The organism is Neorhizobium sp. R1-B (genome assembly GCF_004368875.1).
In the GTDB taxonomy this organism is placed as follows: Bacteria; Pseudomonadota; Alphaproteobacteria; order Rhizobiales; family Rhizobiaceae; genus Neorhizobium; species Neorhizobium huautlense.
This window is the reverse complement of the sequence record NZ_SOEM01000038.1, coordinates 1-24,748: the sequence shown is the minus strand read 5'-3', so window position 1 is coordinate 24,748 and position 24,748 is coordinate 1. Positions and strand designations below refer to the sequence as shown.

Below are 24,748 nucleotides of genomic sequence, written 5' to 3'. Positions count from 1 at the left end.
AGCCAAACGGCGCAAAGCGTGACTGTCCTAAGATCATCTGCATCTCAGAGATCCGTTCTCTCCATGGACGTGGCCTCTTTCATGCCACCTCCTTTACGAGGGAGATGATCGGACCTAGTCTTATTGACGTCAATCTTGATGCAATCGATCAATATGAACACGCTCTGGATCACCGCCGAAGAGGCGCTTGCCCTTCTCGGAACCAAACCGCAGACGCTTTATGCCAATGTTAGCCGCGGACGCATTCGCGCGAAAGCCGATTCGTCAGATCCCCGCCGCAGCCTCTACCAGCTCTCGGACGTGAAACGGCTGGCGGAACGCAACGCCGGTCGACGGCAGTCGGCGGCGGTGGCGGCAGAAACCATCCGGTGGGGCGATCCGATCCTGCCCACGACGATCTCGACCATTGCCGATGGAAAGCTTTTCTATCGCGGCGTGGACGCTGTCGAACTTTCCCGGCATGCAACGCTGGAGGAGGCAGCGGCGCTTCTGTGGAATACCGCCAGCGTGCGGATCTCTGCAGGTGGAGAAAATGAACCGGAAGCGTCTCGGATGGGATCGGCTTTCATGAGGCTCGCCGCCCGGTCTGCCACGGATCTTCCCGCATTGGGAAGAAATGCCTCGGTTCTTCGGGTTGAGGCCGCGGATGTGCTGTCGGCCTTGGCCGAAGCGCTTGCCCCGTGGCCGGAACAGCTGCCGCTGCACGATCGGTTGGCATTGGGTTGGCAGCGGCCCCAGGCAGCAGAGCTTATTCGGAAGGCGCTTGTTCTCGCCGCAGAACACGAACTCAACGTATCCGCCTTTGCAGCGCGGGTGACGGCCTCCTCGGGAGCTGCTCTTTCCGCCGCCGTATTGGCCGGGTTGACCGCTCTATCCGGCCCTCGCCACGGTGGCGCCTGGGTGAGCATATCACTGCTGGCAGAACAGGCCGCATCGGTTGGAGCGCGGGAAGCGATCCGCAGCGCATTGTCCTCGGAGGGCCTCGTACGGGCATTCGGACACAGGCTTTATCCGCAAGGCGATCCGCGCGCCAAAGCGCTGATGGCAGACCTCGATGCGCCGGAACTTTATGCCAACCTTGCCGAGGCTGGCGAAGAGATGCTCGGCGAGCCGGTGAATATCGACTTCGCGCTTGCGGCTCTCGCTGCAAAGTTCCGGCTTCCGGAGGACGCGCCGCTGGTGATTTTTGCGCTCGCCCATGCGGTCGGCTGGCTTGCCCATGCCTTGGAACAGGTCGAAAGCGGGCATCTGATCAGGCCTCGTGCCCGCTATACCGGACCCGCTATCGGCTCCCGCTCATATGGCCTGGGGGAATGAGCAGTTATAGCGGCGAGTGACGTGGCTCTGTCACGCATTTCCCGGTATCCTGACGCCGGAATCGAGGCGATCGGAATGATGACCGGCAATGAAATCAACTTGAGTTTGAGCCTTTTCGTGGAGCAAGGGCAGGAACGCTCGACCGCCGAGTTCTACAAGGCTGTTTTCGGTGCGGAAGAAGTCAATTGCTACGAGATGCTGAGGCTGCTGATGATCGAGCTGCAGCTCGGCCCGTTCAACATCGTCATCTGCGGCTCGGATCCAAAGCATGAAGCCGCCCCATCCTACAGCGGGCCATTCTATCCAAAGACGCCGGGGGCCGTCAGCACCATCTTCCAGCTTACCGTGCCTGACGTCGGCGAAATCGTGAATGCAGCCATCGAAGCCGGGGGGATGATCCGAGATCCAGTGCAAACGGATCTCCGCGACCGGGAAGTGGCGTCCATCTTTGATCCAGGCGGCCATATCTGGGTATTGATCGGGCAACCTCATGAGGCCGAGGCTAATGTTTCCGACCAGGCAGGCACGCCAGAGGGGTGAGGCATTGATTATTCAGGATCGCATTGCCCGATAGGCAGCAAGAGCTCTGTCACGGGCGAAGTCGTGACTGACAATGGGTTTCGGATAGTCCTTGCCCAGTTCGATACCCGCCTGATCCAAAACCTGCTTTGGTGCTTCAAACGGGCGGTGAATAAATTTGCGGTCGAGCTTCGCGAGCTCCGGCACATGCATCTTCACATAGTCGCCTTCGGGATCGAACTTCTCCCCCTGGAGGACTGGATTGAAAATCCGAAAAAACGGGGAGGCGTCCGCGCCTGATCCGGCAACCCATTGCCAGTTCGCAGGATTATTGGCCGGGTCGGCATCGACAAGCGTGTCCCGGAACCATCGTTCGCCCTTGCGCCAATCGATCATCAGGTCCTTGACCAGAAACGACGCGACAATCATCCGCACCCTGTTGTGCATGAAGCCGTAACGCCACAGCTGACGCATTCCGGCGTCGACGATCGGATAACCCGTCTGCCCGCGGGTCCAGGCCCGATACGCTTGCGCATCATCCTCCCACGGGAACGCGTCGAACCTGCTGTTCCAGTTGCGGTCATGAAGATGCGGAAACTCGACGAGCAGGCCGTAGCAGAAATCACGCCAAGCCAATTCGCGACGAAAGTGAGCAACGTCCGAAGATGCCGTGTGAGGCAGGCTCCGCGTGGCGTGCCAGATGCGGGCGGGCGAGATTTCACCGAACGCCAGATGGGGCGAAAGATGCGACGTGTTCTCTTCAGCGGCGAGGTCGCGACCGTCTCGATAGTTCTGCAGCTTTCGGTCGATTATGTCGGCAAGCCGCTGCTGCGCGCCCTGCTCCCCGGGGGTCCAAGCCGCAGGGAAATGCGACGCCCAGTTGGGCTTTTGCGGTAAAAGGTTCCAATCTTCCAGATCTTCAGAAGGGAGGGGGCCGGGATATGCGGAAATTCTCGATGGCGCGTCGATAGGCTCGTGCGGTTCGTCTCGCTTCTGAAGCGCGTTCCAAAAAGGTGTAAAGACGCGAAAGGCCGCACCGGCGCTCGTCCGGATCTCCAGAGGGTCGGACAAAAGCTGCCCGTGGAACGTGTGAACGGCAATTCGACGCTTTTTCAACGTCGGGACGATTTCGCGGTCCTGCGACGATCGCTCATACGCCCGATTGAAGAAGATCGACCGTGCGCCGATCCGGTCAGCCAGATCGGCGAGCACACGATCGGCCGTTCCGGACAGAAGAAGCAGATCTGTCCCGAGCGATCTCAGCGATTTTTGGAGGGTTTCCAGGGAATGATGCAGCCACCAGCTCTGCGCTGACCCAAGCGGGCCGATATTGTGGGCGGCGGGCTCACGAATATAGACCGAAACAATCGGTCCGCCGGCCTCGATGGCGGCATGAAGGGCGTGATTGTCATCAAGACGGAGATCCTTCCGGAACCAGAGGACGCTCGGGCGGGGCTCATCTGCGGGCACTGGTCGGAACTCCCTGTTCTTCCGGCGGGCGGGAATGCGCTTGGCCGGCTCAGGGCCTGATGAGAAGGATCGGGCAGGGCGCGCCCGCAGGCAGCTCGGGCGCATTCGGCGGACGGATGATCAGCCCGTCGGAATGGGCAAAAATCTTCATCATCGAGGAATCCTGCTTGTCAAAGGCCTCGGCGATCACGTTACCGTCCCGGTCCCTGGAAAGCTTTGCGCGGAGATAATCCTGCCGCTGGTCGTTGGACGGCAGCCTTCCGGCCGTAGTTCCCTCTATCTGCCGCCGTCTTTCCGGAAGGCGGGCCAGTTTTCGCACCAGCGGCTCCAGAAAGAGCATGCCGGTTACAAGGCTGGCGACCGGGTTGCCCGGCAGACCGAGTACCTGCATGTCCTCAAGCCGGCCGACCATCAGCGGCTTGCCGGGCCGCATGGCGATACGCCAGAAGTCGAGTTCCATACCTGCGTTTTTCAAGGTTGCCTGGACGAGATCGTGATCACCGACCGATGCACCGCCGAGCGTTACGAGCACGTCGGCGCGGGCGGCCCTCGCTCTTGCGATAGCGGCGGCTATATCCTCCTCGCGATCGTTGACGAGGCCGAGGTCGAGAACTTCTCCGCCATTGTCCTTCACCAGTGCGTCAATGCCGAACGTATTGGAGGCGATGATCTGCGCCGCGCCGGGCATATTGCCGGGCTGAACGAGCTCATCGCCGGTTGCAAGTATGGCAATGCGGGGCCGGCGGTGGACCGATAGCTCCGCGTAATTCATCGCCGCCGCGACGGTGACATGGGAAAAGTCCAGCAGCGTGCCTGCCGCCAGTACGGTTTCGCCCTCGCGAAAATCCTGACCCCGAGGACGAACGTGACGACCCTTCGTCACTTCGAATTTGGTGCGGATACGGTCGCCTTCGAGTTTTTCGGCATCTTCCTGGATCAATACGGCATCTGCCCCTTCCGGGACCGGTGCGCCGGTGAATATCCGCACGGCCTGGCCTGCCGCGACAGCGCCCGAAAAGGCGTGGCCCGCCGCAGCACTGCCGATCACCGTCAGTTCCGTGCCTATCCGGGGAGCGTCCGCGGCGCGCAGAGCATAACCATCCATTGCCGAAGCATCGAACGGCGGCTGTGTGAAGCGCGCCGCCAGATCGGCGGCAAGCACGCGCCCGTCGGCATCCGCAAGTGGCACGACCTCTATCGTCTCAACCGGGATCGCCTTGGCCAAAAGCCGGCTCTTCGCTTCCGAGACGGGCAAAAGCGCCATTCTCAATCTCCCGCGCGGTAGGTTCCGGATTTGCCGCCGGTCTTTTCGAGTAAGCGGATGCCGCCGATCTCCATACCTTTATCAACGGCCTTGGCCATGTCGTAGACCGTCAGGCACGCGACGGAGACCGCTGTCAGCGCCTCCATTTCGACGCCGGTCTTGCCGCTGAGTTTCGCGGTCGCGCTGACGCGAAGTCCAGGCAGCGTGTCGTCTTCGATGATCTCTACGGAAACCTTCGTCAGCATCAGAGGATGGCAGAGCGGAATGAGGTCAGACGTTTTCTTTGCCGCCATAATACCCGCAAGCCGCGCCGTGCCGATCACGTCGCCCTTCTTGGCGTTGCCGTCGCGGATGAGCGCCAGTGTTGCCGGCAGCATCCTGACATAACCTTCCGCGGTCGCCTGGCGCACGGTGTCCGCCTTGTCGCCGACATCCACCATATGCGCCTCGCCCGAAGCGCCTATATGGGTGAGGTTTCCCATTATTCGGCCGCCAGCGCGGTCTGGCCGGTAAGCAGCAGCCGGGTCGCCGCGGCAACGTCGTCCTTCCGCATCAGACTTTCCCCGACCAGGAATGTGTTGATACCGACCTTCTTCAGGCGCTGGCAATCGTCATGGGTAAAGATGCCGCTTTCGCCTATCAGCAGGCGGTCGGCCGGAACCATGGGGGCAAGCGTCTCGCTCGTTTCCAGGCTCAGCTCGAAAGTCCGCAGATTGCGATTGTTGATGCCGACGAGCGGCGAGGGGAGCTTCAGCGCGCGTTCCATCTCCACCTCGTCATGCACCTCGATCAGTGAATCCATCCCGAGTTCTGCGGCTAGGTCGTAGAGTTCGCGCGCCTCGTCGTCGGAGAGCGAGGCCATGATCAGCAGAATACAATCGGCACCCCATGCCCGCGCCTCGTAAACCTGGTAGGGCTCGAACATGAAATCCTTTCGCAGAGCCGGCAAGGCGCAGGCGTTGCGCGCGGCGGTCAGAAACTCCGGCGCGCCCTGGAAACTGGGTTTGTCGGTGAGCACGGAGAGGCAGGCGGCTCCGCCCGTCTCGTAAGCCCTGGCAAGCGACGGAGGATCGAAATCGGGACGGATCAGTCCCTTGGAGGGGCTGGCTTTCTTGATTTCGGCAATCAGACCGAAAGCGCCGCTATCCTGTTTCGCCTTCAAGGCCCGGTAAAAACCGCGCGGGGACGGCTGGTCGGCGGCACGGGCCTTCAAATCGGCGAGCGGCACGCTGGCTTTTGCCGCTGCAATCTCCTCGCGCTTATAGGCTTCGATCTTCCTCAGGATATCCGCCACTGCCTTAATCCTCGTCGTTCGACACCGCGACCAGACGCTCGAGAGCGGCCGCAGCTTCACCGCTTTCCAGCGAACGGGTAGCAAGCCTCATGCCGTCGGCGATCGTTTCTGCCTTGCCGGCGACTACAAGCGAAGCGGCCGCGTTGCAGAGCGATATATCACGGTAAGCATTTTTGGCACCGCCGAGGACCGAGCGCAAGGCGGCGGCATTCGCCACGCCATCCCCGCCCTTCAGTTCAGCGAGCGTCGCAGGAGTAACTCCGAAATCCATCGGCGTCAGTTCGAAGGAGTGGATCTTCCCATCTTCAAGCGCAGTGACCTGCGTGATGCCTGTGGTGGTGATCTCGTCCATGCCGTCGCCGTGTACGACCCAGACGGTTTCGGAGCCAAGATCCCGCAGCACCTCGGCAATCGGTTCCAGCCATTTCGGCGCAAAGACGCCTAGAAGCTGACGCCTTGCGCCGGCAGGGTTGGAGAGCGGTCCAAGCAGGTTGAAGATCGTCCGCGTGCCGAGTTCCACCCGGCTCGGCCCCACATGGCGCATGGCCGCGTGATGCATGGAGGCAAACATAAAGCCGATGCCGGCCTGACTGATGCAGCGGGCAATCTGATCCGGGCCGATTTCGAGATTGACGCCGAGCGCCGACAGCGTATCGGCCGCGCCGGATTTCGAGCTCAAGGCTCTGTTGCCGTGCTTGGCGACGGGCACGCCGCAGCCTGCGACGATTAGCGAGGCAAGGGTGGAAATGTTGTAGGTACCGGTACCATCGCCACCCGTGCCAACGATGTCGATTGCGTTGTCGGGCGCTACGACGGGCAGCATCTTTGCCCGCATGGTGGAGACCGCTCCGGCGATCTCGGCGACGGTCTCTCCGCGAACGCGAAGAGCCATCAGGAAGCCGCCGATCTGCGAGGGCGTCGCTTCGCCCGACATCAGGATATCGAAGGCTTCGCGCGCTTCTTCGCGCGTTAGACTTTCGCCGTTGGCGACCTTGGCGATGAGGGGCTTCAGCTCAGGCATACCCGAATCATCCTTTGTTACTGGAGCATGACCTGATCGACCACGGTCTGATTGACCGAGACGCCATAGGTATTCTTGAGGCTGTTGACCATCTGGTCAAGCATATCGTCGCCCGCCGACTCGGCCATCCGCTGCAATTGTTCATCGCCGGAGAGGGCATCGGTCGTTGCCTGGTCGATTGCCGTGACCTTCAGCAGCAGGCGGCTTTCGCCATCGGCTCCGAGCGCGGTCGCAGTCGTGTCGACAGGGCCCGAGAAAGCCGCGGCAATCGCCTCGCCGCCGAAGATTGCGTCCTCGGCGCCACGGCGCAGGCCTTGCTTGGTTTCGACCGCCAGGCCGAGCTCTTCGGCTATCGCGGCAAGGGTCTCGCCCTTGTCGAGACGTCCTTTCAGTTCGTTTGCCTTTGCGGCAAGCGCCTGGCGCTGCTGCTCGGCCGTCCAGTCGGCAACCGCTTTGTCACGCACGTCGGCGAGCGGACGTTCGCGTTCGGGGGTGATATTGCGCACTTCGAACCAGACATAGCCGTCATTGCCGACGCTGACCGGAATCGTATCGGCGCCTGGCTCTGTGCGGAAGACTTCGCCCAGCAACTGCGTGGAAGCCGGAAGATCGGCGATACGCTGCTCCTGCTCGTTGCGCCCGGACGCGTCGGCAGTGACCGTCACGACCTTCAGACTGAGCGCCTTTGCGGTTTCCTCAAGCGACGTGCCGCCGCTGCGCATGTCTTCGAAGCGGTCGTGGACGCTCAATACCTCCTGCGACGCCGTGCTCACCGACAGCTGCTTCCGAATCTCTTCCTTGACCTCGTCGAAGGAGCGCGTCGTTTCCGGGCGGATATTGGTGACACGCAGGATCACCGGTCCGAAGGTTCCCTGGACAACCGGCGTGGTGCCCCCAGCCGAAGCGACCTTGAAGACGGGATCCGCAAATGCGGCGTCGGGGAGATTGTCCCTGGTAAAATCACCCAGCAGAACGTCGGCGCTGTTCTTACCCTGATCGGCGATCAGCTGATCAAACGTCGCAGTACCATCCTTGAGCTGCGTTGCGGCGGCCTCCGCCATTTCCTTGTTGGGGAAGGGGAGCTGCTCGATCGTGCGCGTTTCGGGCGTCTTATAGTTGTCCTTGCCCTTTTCGTATTGGGCGCGAACCGCGTCGTCCGTCACCGAGGACGCATCGGCGATGTCAGCGGGCTGCAGCTTTACGTAAGCGAAGCTCCGATATTCCGGGGCGCGATACCGCGTCTTCACACCTTCGAACCATGCTGCGAGCACATCCTCGGCCGGCGCCTTGACCGGATCGATATTGGCGTTGGAGAGCAGGAGATAATCCACCGAACGGGTTTCATCGCGGTAATGCTTGAGCGCTTCCACGAGAACCTGCGGCGGCTTGAACCCGTCCGAGACCGCCTCGACCACCTGGCTGCGCACGGCGACCTTGCTGCGCTCCTTGATATAGTCGTCCTCTCGCAGCCCGGCATTGCGTAGGCGCGAGGTGAAGAGGTTGCGGTCGAACTGGCCGTTGACGCCCTTAAAGGCCGGATCCTCGGAGATCAAAGTGGCGAGACGATTTTCGGACAGGCCGAGATTCATGTCGTCCGAGAGCTGATCGAGGGCAGCACCGGCGGCAAGCTGGGCAAAGACATCGTTCTGGACGCCGAAGGCGCGGGCCTGTTCGGCGGTAAGCTGCATGCCGAACTGACGGCTCAGATTGGCTATCTGGCGTTGATAGGCAAGACGGAATTCCTCCGTCGAGATTTGCTGATCTCCGACCGTCATCACGGTGTTGCTGCTGGTCGTCAAAAGGGAACTGGAAACACCCCATATGCCGAAGGAAACGACCAGAAGCAGGAGGAGAGCCTTGGCAACCCACGAGCGGGCGGCGTTTCTGAGGGAATCAAGCATCGATCGACATACCTTGTGAACAGTCAGGCCGCCTTGTCAGGCGGTTTGAAGGACTGTCTCTAAATCAAACCGAGACGGAAATGAAGGCATGGAGATGGAAAAGCGAACAGGCTGTGCTCAGGCGCGTTTAAAGCCTTTCGGGCGAGAGGCCACGGACCCCGAATTGAGGCGGACGGCAAGCGATTCGGCATCCCGCGGCGCACGAACCTTCACATCATTATCGAAGTAGACATAGACGTCGCGCCCGTGCGCACGGGACGGCGAGGGCGGCAAGACACGTTGAGCCTCTTTCGGATCGCGGCCCTTTACCCATTCAGCGACCAGATGCGCCCAGCGGTCGAGCGCCTCGTCATCATAACCACTGACATACAACTGTTCGGAACCGTGGAGCCGGCAATAGACGAAATCAGCCGTCAGATCCATCAGGAGCGGCCAATCCACCGTATCCGCCACAACCAGACCGATCCGATAGCGGCGCAGGAGATCGATAAAATCGGGCGAGCGAAAGCTGTCGTGGCGGATTTCCACAGCGTGACGCATCGGCCGGCTCTCATCCGTCTCGACATAGGCTCGGTCGTCGAGACGAGCATCATGCCGCCCCGCCAGATCACTGGCTTCATCGGTATCTTTGGGCAGCAGTTTGAAGAAAGCTTCGAAACGGTCGGGGTCGAATTTCAACCGGGGCGGAAACTGCCATAGGATCGGCCCCAGTTTCTTTCCGAGCCGAAGGACGCCGGAGGCCAGGAAATTGGCCAACGGAGTCTCGATGTCCTTGAGGCGCCGCATATGCGTAATGTAACGCGAACCCTTGACGGCGAAGACGAAATCCTCAGGCGTGGCGTCATACCACGTGGCAAAGCTGCTGGGACGCTGCAGACCATAAAACGTGCCGTTGATTTCGATCGAACGAAAATGCTCCGCCGCATAACTCAGCTCTTGTTTCTGCGGCAGCCCCTCGGGATAGAAAACCCCGCGCCAGGGTTTGTAGGTCCAGCCCGAGATACCGATCCGGATATCGCCTGAATGCTTTCTCATCGCACCACCTGAGGTCACGGTGGCCCAACGCCCCATCGGTGCGAGAGTTCCGGAGCGGCTACTTCGTAAAGATGAAGAAGGCGCCGAGAGCGATGAAGCAGAAACCGAGGATCTGCTTCCAGTGGATCGGCTCGCCGAGATAGAGAACTGAAAAAATAACGAAGACGGAAAGCGTGATGATTTCCTGGATCGTCTTCAGCTGCGCCGCATTGAAATAGCCGTAGCCGATCCTGTTTGCCGGAACCTGGGCGCAATATTCAAAGAAGGCGATCCCCCAGCTCACAAGGATCACAAGATAAAGCGGTCTGTTTTCGAATTTAAGGTGACCGTACCAGGCGAATGTCATGAAGACGTTGGAGAGGATCAAGAGGCCGATGGTGGCAAAAGGGACGGCAGTTGAAGGCATGTAGCGAATCCGTGACGCGTGGAGATACTCACGCCAACCATGTCCGACACGCAAAGACAAGCGCGTTCGCCAGGATTGGCAGCCTTGCATGGCAGCCGTCGGCAAAGGTCAATTCGCGTTCTGGCTGACCAGCAACAGCAATACATAGGCAAGGACTGTAAACATCAGGCCCCGGAAGGCATAGGAGACGAACTTGTATTTCTGCGTGGCGATCAGGGAGAGCACGTCGGCATTGTCCAGATACTCATTAAAGAGGTAGCCGACATCGCTGCGTTGCGCCGCCTGCTCGAAAAGCGGCCGATGGTTCGGCCATGTGCCCCAGAAAAGCGACGTGGATTTCTCAACCCGCCGTGGCAGCACTACAAGAATAGCAGAAAGAATCGAGAAGACGGACGCAAGGGCGAGCGCGGCGGAGAGAATAATTTCTGCCCATTCTCCTTGCATATAGCGCGTCAGATTAAATACGCTTCGGCCTTCCGCAGATGAAACCAAGAAAGCCAGCATGAAAGTGAATATGTAGGCAGCCTTCTGATCGGATATTTTGATCTGGTCGTAATAGACGTCATTTATCTTGCGGACGTGATTGAAATATTCCTCGGTGACCTCGCCGGTCGCCATAGGCATCTCAAGCATCTCGGTCGGTGCGCTGTCGAAGTCACTCAAGTCGATCGTCCCTGCCAAAACTGTTTCCCTGTTAATACACTTTGCGGGGAAAGCAATCCGGCAGCGGCGCCTCTACCTTGACTCCCGACATATTTATCAGCACTGGTGAGGCATGTTGGGGGATTTTAAACGACTTTATATTGCAGCCGTTGTGCTGCCTATACTTGCGGCTGCAATACCGGCTCCCGCATGGGCGGAACCCGTTGCGCGCTCGGCTCCGGCAGCCGGAGCAGTCATAGCCCGCAAAGCGGGCGAGGAAGTCCGTTTCATCGACCTGTCAAACTGGCAGGTCGTCGACCTCAAGCAGGACCTGCTGACGGGCGACGTTCTGCGCACCAACGCGGCGGGTCAGCTGGCGATCGTCTTTTCCGACCGGACGCAAGTGCGGCTTGGCCGCAACTCGTCGCTGGTCGTCAAGCAGATGACGGCCGGAACAAGCGCCGACACCATTCTGGAGCTGCAGTCAGGCACCATCTGGGCGCGCGCCGAGCGCGGCGGCCCGGGGGTGCGGGTCGAAACACCCGCGGCAGCGGCAGCGATCCGCGGCACCGACTGGACGATGACCGTCAATGGCAACCAGACCTCGCTTCAGGTTCTCGAAGGCCAGGTGGAGCTCAGCAATCCGCAAGGCAGCGTCGACGTGCGGCAGGGCGAGGGGGCCGTCGCCTCGATCGGGCAGGCGCCCAGAAAGGTCGCGATCGTCGAATCCGATGACCGCGAGCAGATGCTCTTCTACCTGCCGCCGCGTGAAGCGTTCGAGCGCATGCCGCCGTCCGCGCAGCCGGTCGCAGAGATGCGCCGGCAGGCGGACCGTATCCAGGCCACAGCGCCGGAAAGGCGCAGCATCGACGACTGGGTGACGCTTGCCGAAGCGCAGCTTGCGCTGGAAGGCCGGCAACGGACCAAGCAAACCCTGGCGATATTGGAAGGAAAACCGCTCTCCTCCTCCCAGCAAGCGCGCGTGAACCTGATCAAGGCGGTGATTGCTGCCTCCGAGACGCGGTATGCAGAGGCGGCCAAGTTGTTCGCCCAAGCGGAGCGCGGGCTGGACAAGAAACGGCGCGGCATTGCGCTCTACGGCGGATATTACGCCCGATCGCTGGCCGACCCCAGCCGGGTCGAGAGCCTGCCGAAACATGTTGGCGGGCCGGATGGAGCATTCCTGCATGCCTATGCGGTCGGGTTCCTGCAGGATTTCAAGGGAGCCATAAAGGTTCTGGCAGATGCGGAAGAACAGTATCCGGACGATCCCGAACTTCCCGCCTATCGCGCCTGGCTTGCACTGCTTCTAAACGACCGCGAACAGGCCTTGGAGGCAATGAACAAGGCGCTGTCGATCGACCCGCGCGAACCGACCGCACTCGAAATCCGCGCCCATTACAAGTCGGGGGTTCAGGGCGACATAAAGGGCGCGCTGGCGGACATTGAAACAGCGCTCGAGGTCACGCCCGGCAGCAGCACTGCGTTGAATGTGCGGGGTACGCTTCATTCCGAACTCGGTGCGGACCGGGAGGCGGAAGCCGACTACAGGAAATCCATCGAGCTCGACCCGGAAGATCCGGTCGCGCGGACCAATCTTGCCGTGTTCTACCTGGAACACGGCCGGGTTGAAGACGCAAAACGTGAGCTTGATTTGGCCCTCAAGCTCGATCCGACGCTTGGTCCGGCGCTGGTGGTGCGCGGAATGTACTACCTGCAGACGGGCCAGCTTGACTTGGCAATCGATGACCTTTTGGCAGGAACGGTTTCGAACCCGAGCCATTCTCAGGGTCAGCTCCTGCTGGCGGCGGCTCATTACGAAAAGGGGGATCGTATTCCCGCCGCGCAAGCGCTCGACAATGCCGATCGTCTCGATAACAACGACCCGGTAATATCCGCGGCACGCACGGCGATTGCAATCGACAACTACGATTCCGAAGGCGCGATCCGACATGCGCAGGAATATGTAAGACGCTCACAGGCGCGGGGTGGCCACTACAGCTCGCTCGGCGCCAATCAGCAGGCAGGCTCCACCCTGAACGACGCTTTCCGTTTTCAGGGCATGAATGCCTGGGCAGAATATTACAGCGACGCCGTATTCGATCCCTTCGCCGGGACTGCTTATATCGACCAGAGCATCCGCGGCAGCGCCGACATTCTCGCCAACGACTATTCTCCCGGCACGGACATCTTCAACAATACCACGAACGGTCAATCCTTCTCGGCCTTCCTGCAGGGCCTGATGCTGGAGCCGCACGTCATTTCAGGCCGCTCGCGTTCGGCAAATCTTCTCCGTCGCCCCTTCTTCGAGGGCTCTATCGGCGGCGGCATAACCGAGGCAAACGGCGAGCTCGGCTATGTCGCCGAAGGTGACATCCAGGGCTACAGCAACCTGCCGTTCCCAATTAGCTTCTACGGAAACCTGAAATGGGAGACAGTGCCGGACAGCCGGGATATCGGCGCTTTGACGGACTTGAACGTGGACAACAAGATTTTGGGTGGGAACGGATATCTGACGGCCAGTCCGACGCCATATGATCGATTTGTCCTGTATTTTAGTCGGGGGTACACCGATTTCTCCCGGGGGTTTCAATTTGAATCGGCACCGGGTGTTGTTACAGCGGACAGCATTGACATTTCCGCCACCGCCACCAGCGGCGGCATCGGCTGGAGCCATACCTTCGCCCACGAGAATATTCTTAATGCTGGTCTGCTCTTCAATGAGCAGAAAAGTAAAAGCGACCTCCTAAGCGAGACTCTATTGGGCGGGTTGCCGGTCTTGACCACGTTGACAACCAATGAAGCCCGCAAACAATCATATATTGCAGCGATCAATCACAGCATCGGACTGGAAAACTTCGCCCTTCGATACGGAATTGAGGGCGGGTGGGTCGACACCTTTCAGTCGCAGAATTTTTCTCTCGTGGTCCCGCCCTTTCCGGGTACGCCAATTGAGGATTTTGAAAGAAGCGGCGTCAGCCGTATTTACGCGGACTTGCTTCATGAAATATCGGCTGATTTCAAGGCCGAATATGCATTGTTCGGCTCGCTTATTGCGGATGACACAACCGAGGTCTTCAGGCTGGACCCACGGGTTGGAATTGCTTGGTCGCCCTTCGAAGGTCAATGGTTGCGCGCCGGCTTTATCCGAGACAGCTTTGATTCGACCATCCCCACGTTGTCGCCTATCGGCGTCGTCGGTTTGCAGCCGAATCAGCTTTCTATCGATCCGAGCGGCTCCGTGGACACCTATGCGTTCAGATGGGATGCGGAGTGGACAGACTATTTCTTTACCGCCGCTGAGTTCCAGCACCAGGATGTGCGCGACGCCAGCATCTCCATCCCCTTACAGGCAACGACGTTCGACACCGGGCGCGGGACGATTGATAGGACGAGCCTCAACGCTAACCTCCTCCTTGGAGGTGGATTCGGTTTGTCTTCAACGATAATATACACCGATACCGACGATAAAAGCACCACGCCAGCCGCAGGAGGGCAGCTGCCTTATGTGCCCGAGTGGGCCGGGCAGGCCGCACTCACCTGGGTCAATGAAGCCAACTTGAGGGCTACGGTAGCCGCAAACTACGTAGGTGAACGCGTCAACGAGACCGGCCTCGAGCTCGATGACTATTGGACAATCGATGCCGGCCTGACCTGGGAGCCGTTTGACAAACGGTTCAAACTGGAGCTCGCTGCCTATAATCTTCTAGACGAAGATATTCAATTGAACGGGAATACGCCCGGCTGGGGGCGGGTCTTCAAGGGTACGCTTACGGTCCGTTTCTGATGGCCAGCCGGCAGATATCTTCGTTGACCACATCACGACTACTTTCGTCTCGCCGCCTGCAGGTCGTCGTTTTGGCAGCCTTCGCCCTCGTGGCGGTGGCGCTGGTCGCAAAGCTTCCCGGCTGGCCGCTGATCGACTACCGCGCCTTCGATTATCTGTCTACGATGGGCGCACCGCCACTGCCGAAGGATGGGCCGATCATCGTTGCCATCGACGAGCCGTCGCTTTCGGAGATCAACGTGCAATGGCCCTGGCCACGCAGCCAGCACGCCAAGTTGATTTCGGCTCTCCGTGCAGCAGGCGCGAAGGTGATCGGCCTGGACATCATTTTTTCCGAACCCTCGACACCGGAAGAGGATGAGACGCTTGCGGCAGCGCTCGGTCCGGATGTGGTCCTTGCCGGCGACGAGACGCTGGTGACGTCGGATCAGGCCGACCAGTTCATTCGCGTCCTGCCGCTGCCGTTGTTTTCCGATAAATTCGCGCTGACCGGCATTGCCTCGGTCGGGCTGCACCGTGACGGCGTCCTGCGCGAAGTGCCCGCTTATGACGACGGGTTTGCGGCGATGGTCGCGACCGCAGCCGGGGTTGATGCGGAGCTGCCGGAAGGGGTCGGTCTGATCCAGACATTCGGAGGCCAAAGAACCTATCCGACCGTCTCCTATTACCAGGCACTCGATCCGGAAAACTTTCTGCCGCCGGGGATTTTCAAGGACCGCATCGTCATCGTGGGTCTCAGCCTGCAGAACGCGCCTTCGATCGAAAACGGCGGGGCAGATGCCTTTGCGACATCCTATACCGTTCACACGGGCCGGTTGACCGCGGGCGCCGAAATCCAGGCGACCGTTTTCGACAACCTCAGGCTCAGGAGCTGGATCGAAGAGGCCGAAGGGCCGGCAAAGCAGAGCATCCTGTTTTTCGCGGTGTTGTCGGCGGTCGTACTGGTGTGGAAGGGGACCGGCTGGCGCACTGTGGCAGTCGGGGCAACCGCAATCGTCGTCCTCTTCGCAGTCAGCTATCTGGCGCTGCGCTTCGGCCGCGTGTTCATCCCACCCTTGGCGCCTTCTCTTGCATTCGTCGGTATCGCTGCAGGGCAGGCGACGCTTGACTACGCCCAGGAGCGGAAGAACCGCCGGCAAATCACGCGCGCCTTTTCGCAATATCTGGCGCCGGCGCTGGTTGACCAGCTTGCCCGCGATCCATCCAGGTTGAAGCTCGGCGGCGAAAAGCGGGAGCTTTCGATCCTTTTCTGCGACGTCCGCGGCTTCACGACGATTTCGGAACAGCTCAAGGACGATCCCGAGCAGCTGACCGCGCTGATCAATCGCCTTCTGACGCCGCTCTCCGATATCGTCCTGTCGCATTCGGGAACGATCGACAAATATATTGGCGATTGCCTCATGGCTTTCTGGAACGCCCCTCTGGACGATCCGGCGCATGCGGCCCATGCGGTCTCTGCCGCGCTCGACATGCTGGAATCAATGGAGGTGCTGAATGAGGATCTCAAGGCGGAGGCCGAGGGCGCCGGCAGAACCCATTATCCGCTCAGGATCGGAATAGGCATCAACACCGGTGAATGTGTGGTGGGAAACATGGGTTCCACCAGCCGTTTCGACTATTCGGCTCTGGGCGACACGGTCAATCTGGCGGCGAGGCTCGAGGGCGCATCGAAAGCCTATGGCGTATCGCTGCTGCTCGGCGAGAGGACGGCGCGCGCGGTGCGCGAAGCCTTTGCCGTGCTGGAACTCGACCGGTTCACGGTCAAGGGCAAGACGGAAGAATCGCCCGTCTTCACCGTCACACGCAAATGTTCTGAAGGTGCGCTCGCCGCACATCAGCAATTCCTGGAAGCGCATTATCGGCGAGATGTTGGCAGCCAGCAGCAGTTGGCGCCAGACCTGATGCGCGATATCCCCGAACTCAGAGCCTATTACGAACGGGCGCTTCAGTCAGGCAGCGCCTGACGGAGGCTATGCTCAGTGGACGGTGTCGAGGCGGATTTCGTCTTCGAGCGTGCGGAACGCTTCGTAAAGCGCCTCGACCAGGATATCGGTCAGCTTGTCTGCGTCGTTATCCTGCAGGAACAGCGCGATCGACTGTTCGGAGGGCTGAGTAAAGGAAGTTGTTTCGTTCGACATGTCATTGTCCCCAAATTGCGGCCGGCATCATTCCGGTTAAGGAGACCATAGAAATCGTGGCTTGCGCCGAACTGGACACGGGGCATCGCCATCATGATATGGCGGAAGAGGTGGGATTCGAACCCACGGTACGGTTTCCCGCACGCCGGTTTTCAAGACCGGTTCCTTAAACCACTCGGACACTCTTCCACTGGTGGGGCTTTATAGCCTGCGGGCTTACGGCGTCAACCTTTGGCCGCTGTGAAACCGGTTGGCGAACGACAATGGCTCTTCGTCTATCCGGCTTTTCGCCCCTTCCAGGGCATTACTATTTACCGAGAGTTAACCATACTGCGTAGAACTTTAATTATTCCACAGTTTTCGTTCGCATTTTCGCCACGTTGCCAGCAAAACTAGAACACCATTGGTTCGCGGACATAGGGGTATGTCCCGAACCGGTTCAGTGGCCGGCAAGGGCAGGGTGGTGACGAGGACCATCATCTGCCTGAGGCGGTGAAGGCGGCATGGGACGGACGGGTTTGGGTTTGAGTGGCGGCAAGCTTTCGCTCAGTGCGAAATGGCTCGGGATAACGATGGTCTGCCTCGGTATGGCTTCTTGTGCCACAACCGAGGCCCCAAAGAAGAAGCCCCGCAGCAAGGAATATTTTTCGGAAAAGGAATACGGCGTCAAGGCGAGCCCCAGGGTGGTTGCCGACGGCAGACCGGTGCCGAAGGGTGGCGGCCGCTTCATGGTGGGCCAGCCCTATCAGGTAAAGGGGCAGACCTATGTTCCGAAGGAAGATCCGAACTACAGCAAAAGCGGTCTTGCTTCCTGGTACGGCTCGGCCTTTCACGGGCGCCTGACCGCCAATGGCGAAGTCTACGACAGCGCCCATCTTTCTGCAGCCCATCCGACCTTTCCGCTGCCGAGCTATGCCAGGGTCACCAATATCGACACCGGATCTTCGGTGATCGTCCGGGTCAACGACCGCGGACCTTATCATCCGGGCCGCATCATCGACGTTTCGGGCAAGACGGCCGAACTTCTCGACATGAAGCGGACGGGGACCGCCAAGGTCAATGTCCAATATGTCGGCCGGGCCCGTATGGACGGCCAGGACATGCCATTCCTGATGGCCTCGTACGTGCGCAAGGGTGATCGTCTGCCGTCGATCAGGCCGGAAGGGCAGATCGCAACAGGCGTCATGGTTGCATCCAATCAGCCACTCCGCGAGCAGCTTCAAAGCTACGGCTCGGCAATGCCCGCATCCGTCGCACTTGCCGGACGCACGCCGAGCGGGCCGGCTCCCGTATCCGCCGCTCCGCAGGCGTCCCAGGCATTCGATCAGGTGGCCGTATTGCCCCAGATCGGACCTGTTCCTGCCGAACGCCCATCGGGCTACGGAGTGAGCCGCCAAACGGCGACGGTCGCTGCCGCATATGTAACCGAGCCGCAAGCAAAAGCTCCGCAGGTCATGTTCGGCAATGTCGTCCTGGAATCTGCAAGGCCCACTCAAAAGCCCGTGCGTTGAAATCCTAGCCGATTGCCCGTCACGAAGGGCGCTGATAGGCATAGGTGAAATGACCTGCGGGGTAATGATGCGGCGGCTGATCCTTCTAGTCCTTATCCTCCTCGGCGCTGTCTCTTTTGCGAAGACAGCAGGCGCGCAAGAGCCCGCGCCAGCCTTCGTCACCAAAGCAAAGCAGATATATCTGGTGGAGGCGAAAACCGGAACGGTCCTGCTTGCTTCCAATGAGAACCAGGGCTTCCCGCCGGCGTCACTTGCGAAACTGATGACGATGGAGGTCGTCTTCAGCGCCATCAAACGCGGGGAGCTCAGCCTCGACAGCGTCTATCCGGTCAGCGAATACGCCTGGCGCACAGGCGGGGCACCATCCGGGACGACAACCATGTTCGCCGCGTTGAAGTCGCAGGTGCCTGTCAACGCCCTTATCAGAGGCGTCATCGTGCAGAACGCCAACGACGCCTGCATCATCCTTGCCGAAGGCCTTTCCCGTTCCGAGGGCGAGTTCGCCGCCCGGATGACCGCCCGAGCGCGGGACCTCGGCCTCACCCGTTCCGTCTTCGGGAATTCCACCGGACTGCCTGGCGTAGAAAACCGCACCACGGCCCGCGACCTCGTCGAACTCTCGCGGCATATCTACCGCAGTTATCCGGAATTCTACCCGCTCTATTCGCAGCCGGATTTCGAGTGGAACAAGATCTTCCAGCGTAACAAGAATCCCCTGTTGGGATCGAATATGGGCGTCGACGGCCTTGGCGCCGGTTTCGCCGAAGGCTTCGGCTATGCGCTGGTCGCCTCGGTGCAACGGGACGGCACACGGCTTTTCCTGGCCATAGGCGGGCTTGCGAGCGACAAGGAGCGGCTCGAGGAAGCCCGAAGGGTTCTAGAATGGGGGCTTTCCTCCTTTGAGACGAAAGTCCTTTTCAAACAAGGCGAGGTGATCGGCCAGGCGAGCGTCTATGGCGGGACGTCGCGATATATCGATCTCGTCGCCAGGGAGCCCGTTGACATCTATTTGGGGACAAGCAATCCCGAAAGGCTCTCGGGCCGCATCGTCTACAAATGGCCGCTGCGGGCGCCGGTCGCCGAGGGCCAGGAGGTTGGTGTCCTGAGGATTTCCGCGGGCGATCGGGTGGTGCGGGAGGTGCCGCTGGTTACGGCTCAATCTGTCGGGACGGGAACGCTGACGAGCAGAGCAACGGATGCGCTGCTGGAACTGATGTTCTTCTGGCTTTAATTGATACACTTATTTCGCGGCGCACCCATTTGGGCTATAAGTGCCCCGTGAAGATGAGTGCGGAAATACGCGTGGCAGAACATTCCGGATTGTTCGTGACTTTCGAAGGCGGCGAGGGGGCTGGCAAATCCACCCAGATTCGCAGGCTCGCAGATCAGCTGCGCCGACGCGGCCATGACGTGTTGGTAACCCGCGAGCCAGGAGGATCACCGGGCGCCGAAGCCGTGCGGCATGTGCTCCTGTCGGGTGCTGCCGAGGAGTTCGGCGTACGCATGGAGGCAATCCTCTTCGCTGCCGCTCGAAACGATCACGTGGAAGAAGTCATCCGGCCAGCGCTGGAAAGCGGCGCCGTCGTGCTCTGTGATCGCTTCATCGACTCCTCGCGGGTCTACCAAGGTGTGACCGGCAACCTTGAATGGGATTTCATCGAGAGGCTGCAGCGGATTGCGATCGACGGAGTGATGCCAGATTGCACCTTGATTCTCGACCTGCCGGCGGAAATCGGGCTGAAGCGCGCCCGCAAGCGCGGCGCCGGCAATGCTCCCGACCGCTTCGAGCGCGAGGAGATCGAGACCCACGAGAAGCGTCGGGAAGCTTATCTGGAGATCGCAGAGGCAGAGCCGGAGCGCTGCCACATCGTGAATGCCGAGCGCTCTGAAGAAGAGATCGCGGACGAGATTTTCGCGGTGGTGGAACCGTTGGCGCGCGAACTCGGCTTTACCCATTCGAGCAGCGCGGAATCGGTCGGATGAGCGAAGAAGCAGTCGGCATCCTCGACGGCGCACTGCCGCCGGCCCGCAATCCGCATCTTTACGGACATCGCGCGGCCGAGGACTTTCTGGCGCGCAGCTACCAATCCGGCAAAGCTCACCATGCAATCCTGATCGAAGGGCCGGAAGGGATCGGAAAGGCTACCTTGGCTTTCCGGTTCGCCAACCACGTGCTCGCCCATCCGGATCCGGCGACGGCCCCCGGCCATATCGCCGACCCCGATATCGATTCGCCGGTGAGCCGTCAGCTCGCCTCCGGCGCCTCACATAATCTTTTGCATTTGACGCGTCCCGTCGACGAGAAAACCGGCAAGGCAAAGACGGCGATCACGGTCGACGAGGTTCGAAGGGCGGGACACTTTTTTTCGCAGACATCCGGTACCGGGAACTGGCGGATCGTCATCATCGATCCGGCCGACGATCTCAACCGCAATGCGGCAAATGCCATCCTCAAGATCCTTGAGGAGCCGCCCCGGCGGGCTCTGTTCCTGGTGCTTTCCCACGCGCCCGGGAAACTGCTGCCGACAATCCGCTCCCGGTGCCAGCCTTTGAGGCTGTCGCCTTTGGGAGAAAACGACCTCTCACGGGCGCTGGCTGGCCTCGGCATGCCGCTCGATGGAGGCAAGACGGAAGAGACGGTGCTGTCGCTGTCCAAGGGCAGTGTTGCGCAGGCATTGAAGCTGCTGAATTACGGCGGCACGGAAATCATCGCGGCGTTCGACGAAGTAATCGCGGCGGAAGGCGCGACGGCCCGCAAAGCGATGCATCGGCTCGCAGATGTGCTGTCCGGCAAGGAGAGTGAAGTGATCTTCGGCTTTTTCGTGGAACATCTGAGCGACCATCTTATCGCGCGGGCACGCGATGCGGCGCTGGCCGGAGACCTCGCAACCGCTGACCGGCAGGCCAAGCTCGTCAGCAATATCGGCGAAAAGATCGCCATCGCGCAGACCTACAATCTCGACCGGAAGCAGACCATTATTTCGATCCTTGACGCTGCGCGGCAATAACCAGGGCATGAGGGGCGGAGACACTTGCAAGGAACTTTGTGTTTCGCATCCGCGAAACATACGCTAAGAGCGGCATCAACTCTTTTTCAAAGTGTCCGAGTGCTTCATGTCCGACAAGACGCCTTATTACATCACCACCGCGATCTCCTATCCGAACGGCAAGCCGCATATCGGGCATGCCTACGAACTGATCGCGACCGATGCCATGGCGCGTTTCCAGCGTCTCGACGGCAAGGACGTCTTCTTCCTTACCGGTACGGACGAGCACGGCCAGAAAATGCAGCAGACTGCGCGCGCCGAAGGCATCTCGCCGGAGGCGCTGGCGGAGCGCAATTCCAGCGAATTCCGTCAGATGGGGAAGCTGTTGAACGCGTCCAACGACGACTTCATCCGCACCACCGAACCGCGTCACCACGAGGCGTCGAAAGACATCTGGAACCGGATGGCGGAAAACGGCGATATCTACAAGGATACCTATGCCGGCTGGTATTCGGTACGCGACGAAGCCTATTACGCCGAGGGTGAAACCGAGGTGCGCGACGGTGTGCGTTATGGACCTCAGGGGACGCCGGTCGAATGGGTCGAGGAGTCGAGCTATTTCTTCAAGCTGTCGGCCTATGGCGACAAGCTCCTGAAGCATTATGAGGAGAACCCGGATTTCATCGGCCCCAACGAGCGCCGCAACGAGGTGATCTCCTTCGTGAAATCCGGCCTCAAGGACCTGTCGGTTTCCCGCACCACTTTCGATTGGGGTATCAAGGTACCGAATGATCCGGCGCATGTGATGTATGTCTGGGTCGACGCGCTTACCAACTACATCACCGCAACCGGCTATCTGGAGGACAAGAGCGGTCCCCGTGCCAAATATTGGCCGGCAGATGTGCACATCATCGGCAAGGACATCATCCGCTTCCATGCAGTCTACTGGCCGGCCTTCCTCATGTCGGCGCAGCTGCCGCTGCCGAAACGTGTCTTTGCGCATGGGTTCGTTCTGAACAACGGCGAGAAGATGTCTAAGTCGCTCGGCAACGTCGTGGACCCGTTCGAACTCATCGAAAAATTCGGGCTCGACTATCTGCGCTACTATCTCTGCCGCGAAATCTCCTTCGGCCATGACGGCAATTGCAACGAGCAGCTGATAGCCGCTCGGGTCAATGCCGACCTCGCCAATGGCATCGGCAATCTCGCAAGCCGGTCTCTCTCGATGATCGTCAAGAATTGCGACGGCAAGCTGCCGGAGCCGGGCGAATTGACGGATGCCGACAAGGAATTGGTGGCCGCCGCCGACGAGATGCTCGCAACCTGCCGCGCAGAAATGGACAAGCAGGCCATTCACCGCGCCCTGGCGGCGGTCATTGGAGTGGTCTCGGAAACCGACCGCTATTTCGCCGCGCAGGCGCCATGGGTGCTGAGGAAAACAGATCCGGCGCGGATGGCTACCGTGCTTTACGTTACGGCCGAAGTCGTGCGGCAGATCGCAATCCTGTTGCAGCCGTTCATGCCGGAGTCATCGGCGAGGTTGCTTGATCTGCTTGCTGTCGCTTCAGACGGCCGCAGCTTCGCGGCGCTCGGCGAAACCGGTCGCCTGAAGCCGGGAACCCTGCTCGAGGCACCGACACCGGTCTTTCCGCGTTATGTGGCTCCGGAAGCGACTGCCTGAGGTTCAAGGCTTATCATGCTGATCGATACACACTGCCATCTGGATTTTCCCGATTTTGCAGAAGAACGCGATGCGATCATCGCGCGGGCCCATGAATCGGGCGTAAAGCAGATGGTGACGATCTCAACCCGGGTGCGGAAACTCGACGGATTGCTCGCAATAGCCGAGAGATACCCTTCCGTGTTCTGCTCGGTCGGAACCCATCCGAACAATGCCGGAGACGAACTCGACGTCCAGACGGAGGACCTGGTTCGTCTTGCGAATGCCCACCAAAAGATCGTCGCGATCGGCGAGGCCGGCCTCGACTATTTCTACGATACCCAGACACCCGCTGACCAGAAGACCGGCTTGATCCGGCATATTGCTGCGGCACGTCAGACCGGACTGCCGCTGGTCATTCACAGCCGCAGCGCCGATGACGACATGATCGAAATTCTGACGACGGAAAGCGGGAAGGGGGCGTTTCCCTTCATCCTGCACTGCTTCTCGTCAGGTGCCGAACTCGCCCGCACGGGCGTGGAGCTCGGCGGCTATGTCTCGTTTTCCGGCATTCTGACCTTTCCCAAATCGGAGGATCTGAGGGAGATTGCCAAAAGCGTGCCGCTCGACCGGCTGCTGGTCGAAACCGATGCACCTTATCTGGCGCCCAAACGCTGGCGCGGCAAGCGCAACGAACCTTCATACGTGGTCAACACGGCCGAGGTTCTCGCTGAATGCAAGGGCGTCAGTTACGAGGAGATCGCGCGGATCACGACGGAGAACGCATTGCGCATTTTCTCCAGGATGCCGAGGCTCTGACCGTGGCTCGCTATCGCCGGCGCTTCACCATCCTCGGCTGCTCCTCGTCGCCCGGCGTTCCGCGGTTGAATGGAGACTGGGGCGCCTGCGACCCGAGCAATCCGAGAAACAGGCGTACCCGTGCCGCCTTCATGGTCGAACAGATCGCGCCGGATGGCGGCAGCACGGTCGTCGTGGTCGACACCGGGCCTGATTTTCGGGAGCAGATGATCGCCAATCGCGTCCAGCGCGTCGATGCGGTTCTCTATACCCATGCCCATGCCGACCACCTGCACGGTATCGATGACCTGCGCGGGTTTTTCATTCTTCAAAAGCACCGCATTCCGATCTATGCTGACCCGTTCACCATGGAGCGTATCAGGCAGGGGTTCAGGTATTGTCTTGAAACTCCACCAGGTGGCAATTATCCGCCGATCGTCCAACCCGTGCTCATTGAGACAATGGACGAGCCGATCATCATTGACGGTCCCGGCGGGCCGATCCGCTTCCTGCCCCATATGCAGGTCCACGGCGACATCAATTCGCTCGGCTTCAGGATTGGCGGCGTGGCGTATTGCAGCGATGTAAGCGACTTTCCGGCAGAAAGCGTCAGCAAGCTCGGCGGTCTCGATGTCTTGATCATCGACTCGCTGCAGTACCGTTATCATCCAAGCCATCTCTCGATCGATCAGGCGCTTGAATGGATCGCGCGGCTAGCGCCAAAACACGCGATCCTGACCCACATGCACATTCCGCTGGACTACGAAACGGTGATGGGCGAAACGCCGCCGCATGTGGAGCCAGCCTATGACGGCCTGGCTTTCGAGGTCGAAATCGATCTCTGATCGCAACCCACTTCTTTGATACCTTTTAGTTCCATAATCTATCTTATGTGATCTTTGTATGTAGAGGCTATTTAGTAATGCGACAGTTGGGCCAGTTAGAGATGCGACAGTCTCGCCTCTCGACGCACTGGTCAAAGCCAACGTTGGGAGCAA

21 protein-coding genes and 1 tRNA gene are annotated in these 24,748 nt (G+C 60.1%); 11 read left to right on the top strand and 11 right to left on the bottom strand.

All coding sequences use genetic code 11. From position 1 onward, the window contains the following. Positions 1 to 138 precede the first annotated feature (138 nt). A complete protein-coding gene (locus EDE05_RS25915; protein ID WP_245519968.1) occupies positions 139 to 1,317 on the top strand; it encodes a citrate synthase in 1,179 nt (392 codons plus the stop codon). 75 nt (positions 1,318 to 1,392) lie between these two features. Next, complete coding sequence (locus EDE05_RS25910) at positions 1,393 to 1,857, top strand: VOC family protein (RefSeq protein WP_245519967.1); 465 nt, start codon at positions 1,393 to 1,395, stop codon at positions 1,855 to 1,857. 12 nt (positions 1,858 to 1,869) lie between these two features. On the opposite strand, the gene EDE05_RS25905 is transcribed toward EDE05_RS25910, so the two are convergent. The 9 genes from EDE05_RS25905 to EDE05_RS25865 form a co-directional block, all read right to left on the bottom strand. Further along, a complete protein-coding gene (locus EDE05_RS25905; protein WP_245505255.1) occupies positions 1,870 to 3,306 on the bottom strand; it encodes a deoxyribodipyrimidine photo-lyase in 1,437 nt (478 codons plus the stop codon). Between the two features lie 49 nt (positions 3,307 to 3,355). Continuing rightward, positions 3,356 to 4,570 (bottom strand): gephyrin-like molybdotransferase Glp, encoded by a 1,215-nt coding sequence (gene glp, locus EDE05_RS25900; protein ID WP_112803697.1) that lies wholly within the window; start codon positions 4,568 to 4,570, stop codon positions 3,356 to 3,358. Between the two features lie 2 nt (positions 4,571 to 4,572). Beyond that, positions 4,573 to 5,052, bottom strand: coding sequence for a cyclic pyranopterin monophosphate synthase MoaC (gene moaC / locus EDE05_RS25895; RefSeq protein WP_105374884.1), 480 nt, complete (start codon positions 5,050 to 5,052; stop codon positions 4,573 to 4,575). Next, entirely contained in the window at positions 5,052 to 5,864 is an 813-nt protein-coding gene (gene trpC / locus EDE05_RS25890; protein WP_112803695.1) for an indole-3-glycerol phosphate synthase TrpC, read from the bottom strand. Before trpC ends, moaC begins: the two co-directional genes overlap by 1 nt. 4 nt (positions 5,865 to 5,868) lie before the next feature. Further along, a complete protein-coding gene (gene trpD, locus EDE05_RS25885; RefSeq protein ID WP_112803693.1) occupies positions 5,869 to 6,885 on the bottom strand; it encodes an anthranilate phosphoribosyltransferase in 1,017 nt (338 codons plus the stop codon). 17 nt (positions 6,886 to 6,902) lie between these two features. Beyond that, positions 6,903 to 8,786, bottom strand: a complete 1,884-nt coding sequence (locus tag EDE05_RS25880; protein WP_132413488.1) for a SurA N-terminal domain-containing protein — start codon at positions 8,784 to 8,786, stop codon at positions 6,903 to 6,905. Between the two features lie 117 nt (positions 8,787 to 8,903). Next, positions 8,904 to 9,821: a DUF72 domain-containing protein gene (locus tag EDE05_RS25875; protein WP_112803689.1), complete on the bottom strand. Its 918-nt coding sequence runs from the start codon at positions 9,819 to 9,821 to the stop codon at positions 8,904 to 8,906. Between the two features lie 58 nt (positions 9,822 to 9,879). Further along, positions 9,880 to 10,227 carry a DMT family protein gene (locus tag EDE05_RS25870; protein ID WP_112803687.1) on the bottom strand — a complete coding sequence of 116 codons (348 nt, stop codon included), beginning with the start codon at positions 10,225 to 10,227 and terminating at the stop codon, positions 9,880 to 9,882. Between the two features lie 108 nt (positions 10,228 to 10,335). Beyond that, the gene (locus tag EDE05_RS25865) at positions 10,336 to 10,890 is read right to left on the bottom strand and encodes a Pycsar system effector family protein (RefSeq protein WP_112803703.1); all 555 of its coding nucleotides are present in this window, start codon (positions 10,888 to 10,890) and stop codon (positions 10,336 to 10,338) included. Positions 10,891 to 11,041: 151 nt separating this feature from the next. Here EDE05_RS25865 and EDE05_RS25860 point away from each other — a divergent pair, with 151 nt between their 5' ends. Together EDE05_RS25860 and EDE05_RS25855 are read left to right on the top strand one after the other, a co-directional pair. After that, positions 11,042 to 14,656 (top strand): FecR domain-containing protein, encoded by a 3,615-nt coding sequence (locus tag EDE05_RS25860; RefSeq protein ID WP_348631333.1) that lies wholly within the window; start codon positions 11,042 to 11,044, stop codon positions 14,654 to 14,656. Beyond that, complete coding sequence (locus EDE05_RS25855; RefSeq protein ID WP_134103252.1) at positions 14,656 to 16,620, top strand: adenylate/guanylate cyclase domain-containing protein; 1,965 nt, start codon at positions 14,656 to 14,658, stop codon at positions 16,618 to 16,620. Before EDE05_RS25860 ends, EDE05_RS25855 begins: the two co-directional genes overlap by 1 nt. A 12-nt stretch (positions 16,621 to 16,632) precedes the next feature. Here the strand turns inward: EDE05_RS25855 and EDE05_RS26995 are convergent, their stop codons facing one another. Both EDE05_RS26995 and EDE05_RS25850 read right to left on the bottom strand, forming a co-directional pair. Continuing rightward, the gene (locus EDE05_RS26995; protein ID WP_165924278.1) at positions 16,633 to 16,794 is read right to left on the bottom strand and encodes a hypothetical protein; all 162 of its coding nucleotides are present in this window, start codon (positions 16,792 to 16,794) and stop codon (positions 16,633 to 16,635) included. 99 nt (positions 16,795 to 16,893) lie between these two features. Next, a tRNA-Ser gene (locus EDE05_RS25850) sits at positions 16,894 to 16,983 on the bottom strand. Between the two features lie 314 nt (positions 16,984 to 17,297). Here EDE05_RS25850 and EDE05_RS25845 point away from each other — a divergent pair. The 7 genes from EDE05_RS25845 (at position 17,298) to EDE05_RS25815 (ending at position 24,595) form a co-directional block, all read left to right on the top strand. After that, on the top strand, positions 17,298 to 18,305 hold the full coding sequence (locus EDE05_RS25845) for a septal ring lytic transglycosylase RlpA family protein (protein WP_162712566.1): 1,008 nt from the start codon (positions 17,298 to 17,300) through the stop codon (positions 18,303 to 18,305). A 49-nt stretch (positions 18,306 to 18,354) separates the two neighbouring features. Continuing rightward, on the top strand, positions 18,355 to 19,536 hold the full coding sequence (locus EDE05_RS25840; protein WP_245423026.1) for a D-alanyl-D-alanine carboxypeptidase family protein: 1,182 nt from the start codon (positions 18,355 to 18,357) through the stop codon (positions 19,534 to 19,536). A 71-nt stretch (positions 19,537 to 19,607) separates the two neighbouring features. Further along, the gene (gene tmk, locus EDE05_RS25835) at positions 19,608 to 20,288 is read left to right on the top strand and encodes a dTMP kinase (RefSeq protein ID WP_105374874.1); all 681 of its coding nucleotides are present in this window, start codon (positions 19,608 to 19,610) and stop codon (positions 20,286 to 20,288) included. After that, positions 20,285 to 21,313 (top strand): DNA polymerase III subunit delta', encoded by a 1,029-nt coding sequence (locus EDE05_RS25830; protein WP_105374873.1) that lies wholly within the window; start codon positions 20,285 to 20,287, stop codon positions 21,311 to 21,313. The genes tmk and EDE05_RS25830 overlap by 4 nt, the downstream gene beginning before the upstream one ends. A gap of 91 nt (positions 21,314 to 21,404) precedes the next feature. Further along, the gene (metG, locus tag EDE05_RS25825; protein ID WP_280952553.1) at positions 21,405 to 22,973 is read left to right on the top strand and encodes a methionine--tRNA ligase; all 1,569 of its coding nucleotides are present in this window, start codon (positions 21,405 to 21,407) and stop codon (positions 22,971 to 22,973) included. A gap of 15 nt (positions 22,974 to 22,988) precedes the next feature. Beyond that, the gene (locus EDE05_RS25820; RefSeq protein ID WP_105374871.1) at positions 22,989 to 23,771 is read left to right on the top strand and encodes a TatD family hydrolase; all 783 of its coding nucleotides are present in this window, start codon (positions 22,989 to 22,991) and stop codon (positions 23,769 to 23,771) included. 2 nt (positions 23,772 to 23,773) lie between these two features. Beyond that, entirely contained in the window at positions 23,774 to 24,595 is an 822-nt protein-coding gene (locus tag EDE05_RS25815) for an MBL fold metallo-hydrolase (RefSeq protein ID WP_105374870.1), read from the top strand. Positions 24,596 to 24,748 lie beyond the last annotated feature (153 nt).

Coding starts and splice junctions, on each gene's coding strand:
- moaC (WP_105374884.1), bottom strand. CDS start 5,052: ATGGGAAACCTCACCCATATAGGCGCTTCGGGCGAGGCGCATATGGTG.
- EDE05_RS25845 (WP_162712566.1), top strand. CDS start 17,298: ATGGGACGGACGGGTTTGGGTTTGAGTGGCGGCAAGCTTTCGCTCAGT.
- EDE05_RS25820 (WP_105374871.1), top strand. CDS start 22,989: ATGCTGATCGATACACACTGCCATCTGGATTTTCCCGATTTTGCAGAA.
- EDE05_RS25840 (WP_245423026.1), top strand. CDS start 18,355: ATGACCTGCGGGGTAATGATGCGGCGGCTGATCCTTCTAGTCCTTATC.
- EDE05_RS25870 (WP_112803687.1), bottom strand. CDS start 10,227: ATGCCTTCAACTGCCGTCCCTTTTGCCACCATCGGCCTCTTGATCCTC.
- EDE05_RS25830 (WP_105374873.1), top strand. CDS start 20,285: ATGAGCGAAGAAGCAGTCGGCATCCTCGACGGCGCACTGCCGCCGGCC.
- EDE05_RS25855 (WP_134103252.1), top strand. CDS start 14,656: ATGGCCAGCCGGCAGATATCTTCGTTGACCACATCACGACTACTTTCG.
- EDE05_RS25915 (WP_245519968.1), top strand. CDS start 139: ATGCAATCGATCAATATGAACACGCTCTGGATCACCGCCGAAGAGGCG.
- EDE05_RS26995 (WP_165924278.1), bottom strand. CDS start 16,794: ATGTCGAACGAAACAACTTCCTTTACTCAGCCCTCCGAACAGTCGATC.
- trpD (WP_112803693.1), bottom strand. CDS start 6,885: ATGCCTGAGCTGAAGCCCCTCATCGCCAAGGTCGCCAACGGCGAAAGT.
- EDE05_RS25875 (WP_112803689.1), bottom strand. CDS start 9,821: ATGAGAAAGCATTCAGGCGATATCCGGATCGGTATCTCGGGCTGGACC.
- EDE05_RS25880 (WP_132413488.1), bottom strand. CDS start 8,786: ATGCTTGATTCCCTCAGAAACGCCGCCCGCTCGTGGGTTGCCAAGGCT.
- glp (WP_112803697.1), bottom strand. CDS start 4,570: ATGGCGCTTTTGCCCGTCTCGGAAGCGAAGAGCCGGCTTTTGGCCAAG.
- EDE05_RS25910 (WP_245519967.1), top strand. CDS start 1,393: ATGATGACCGGCAATGAAATCAACTTGAGTTTGAGCCTTTTCGTGGAG.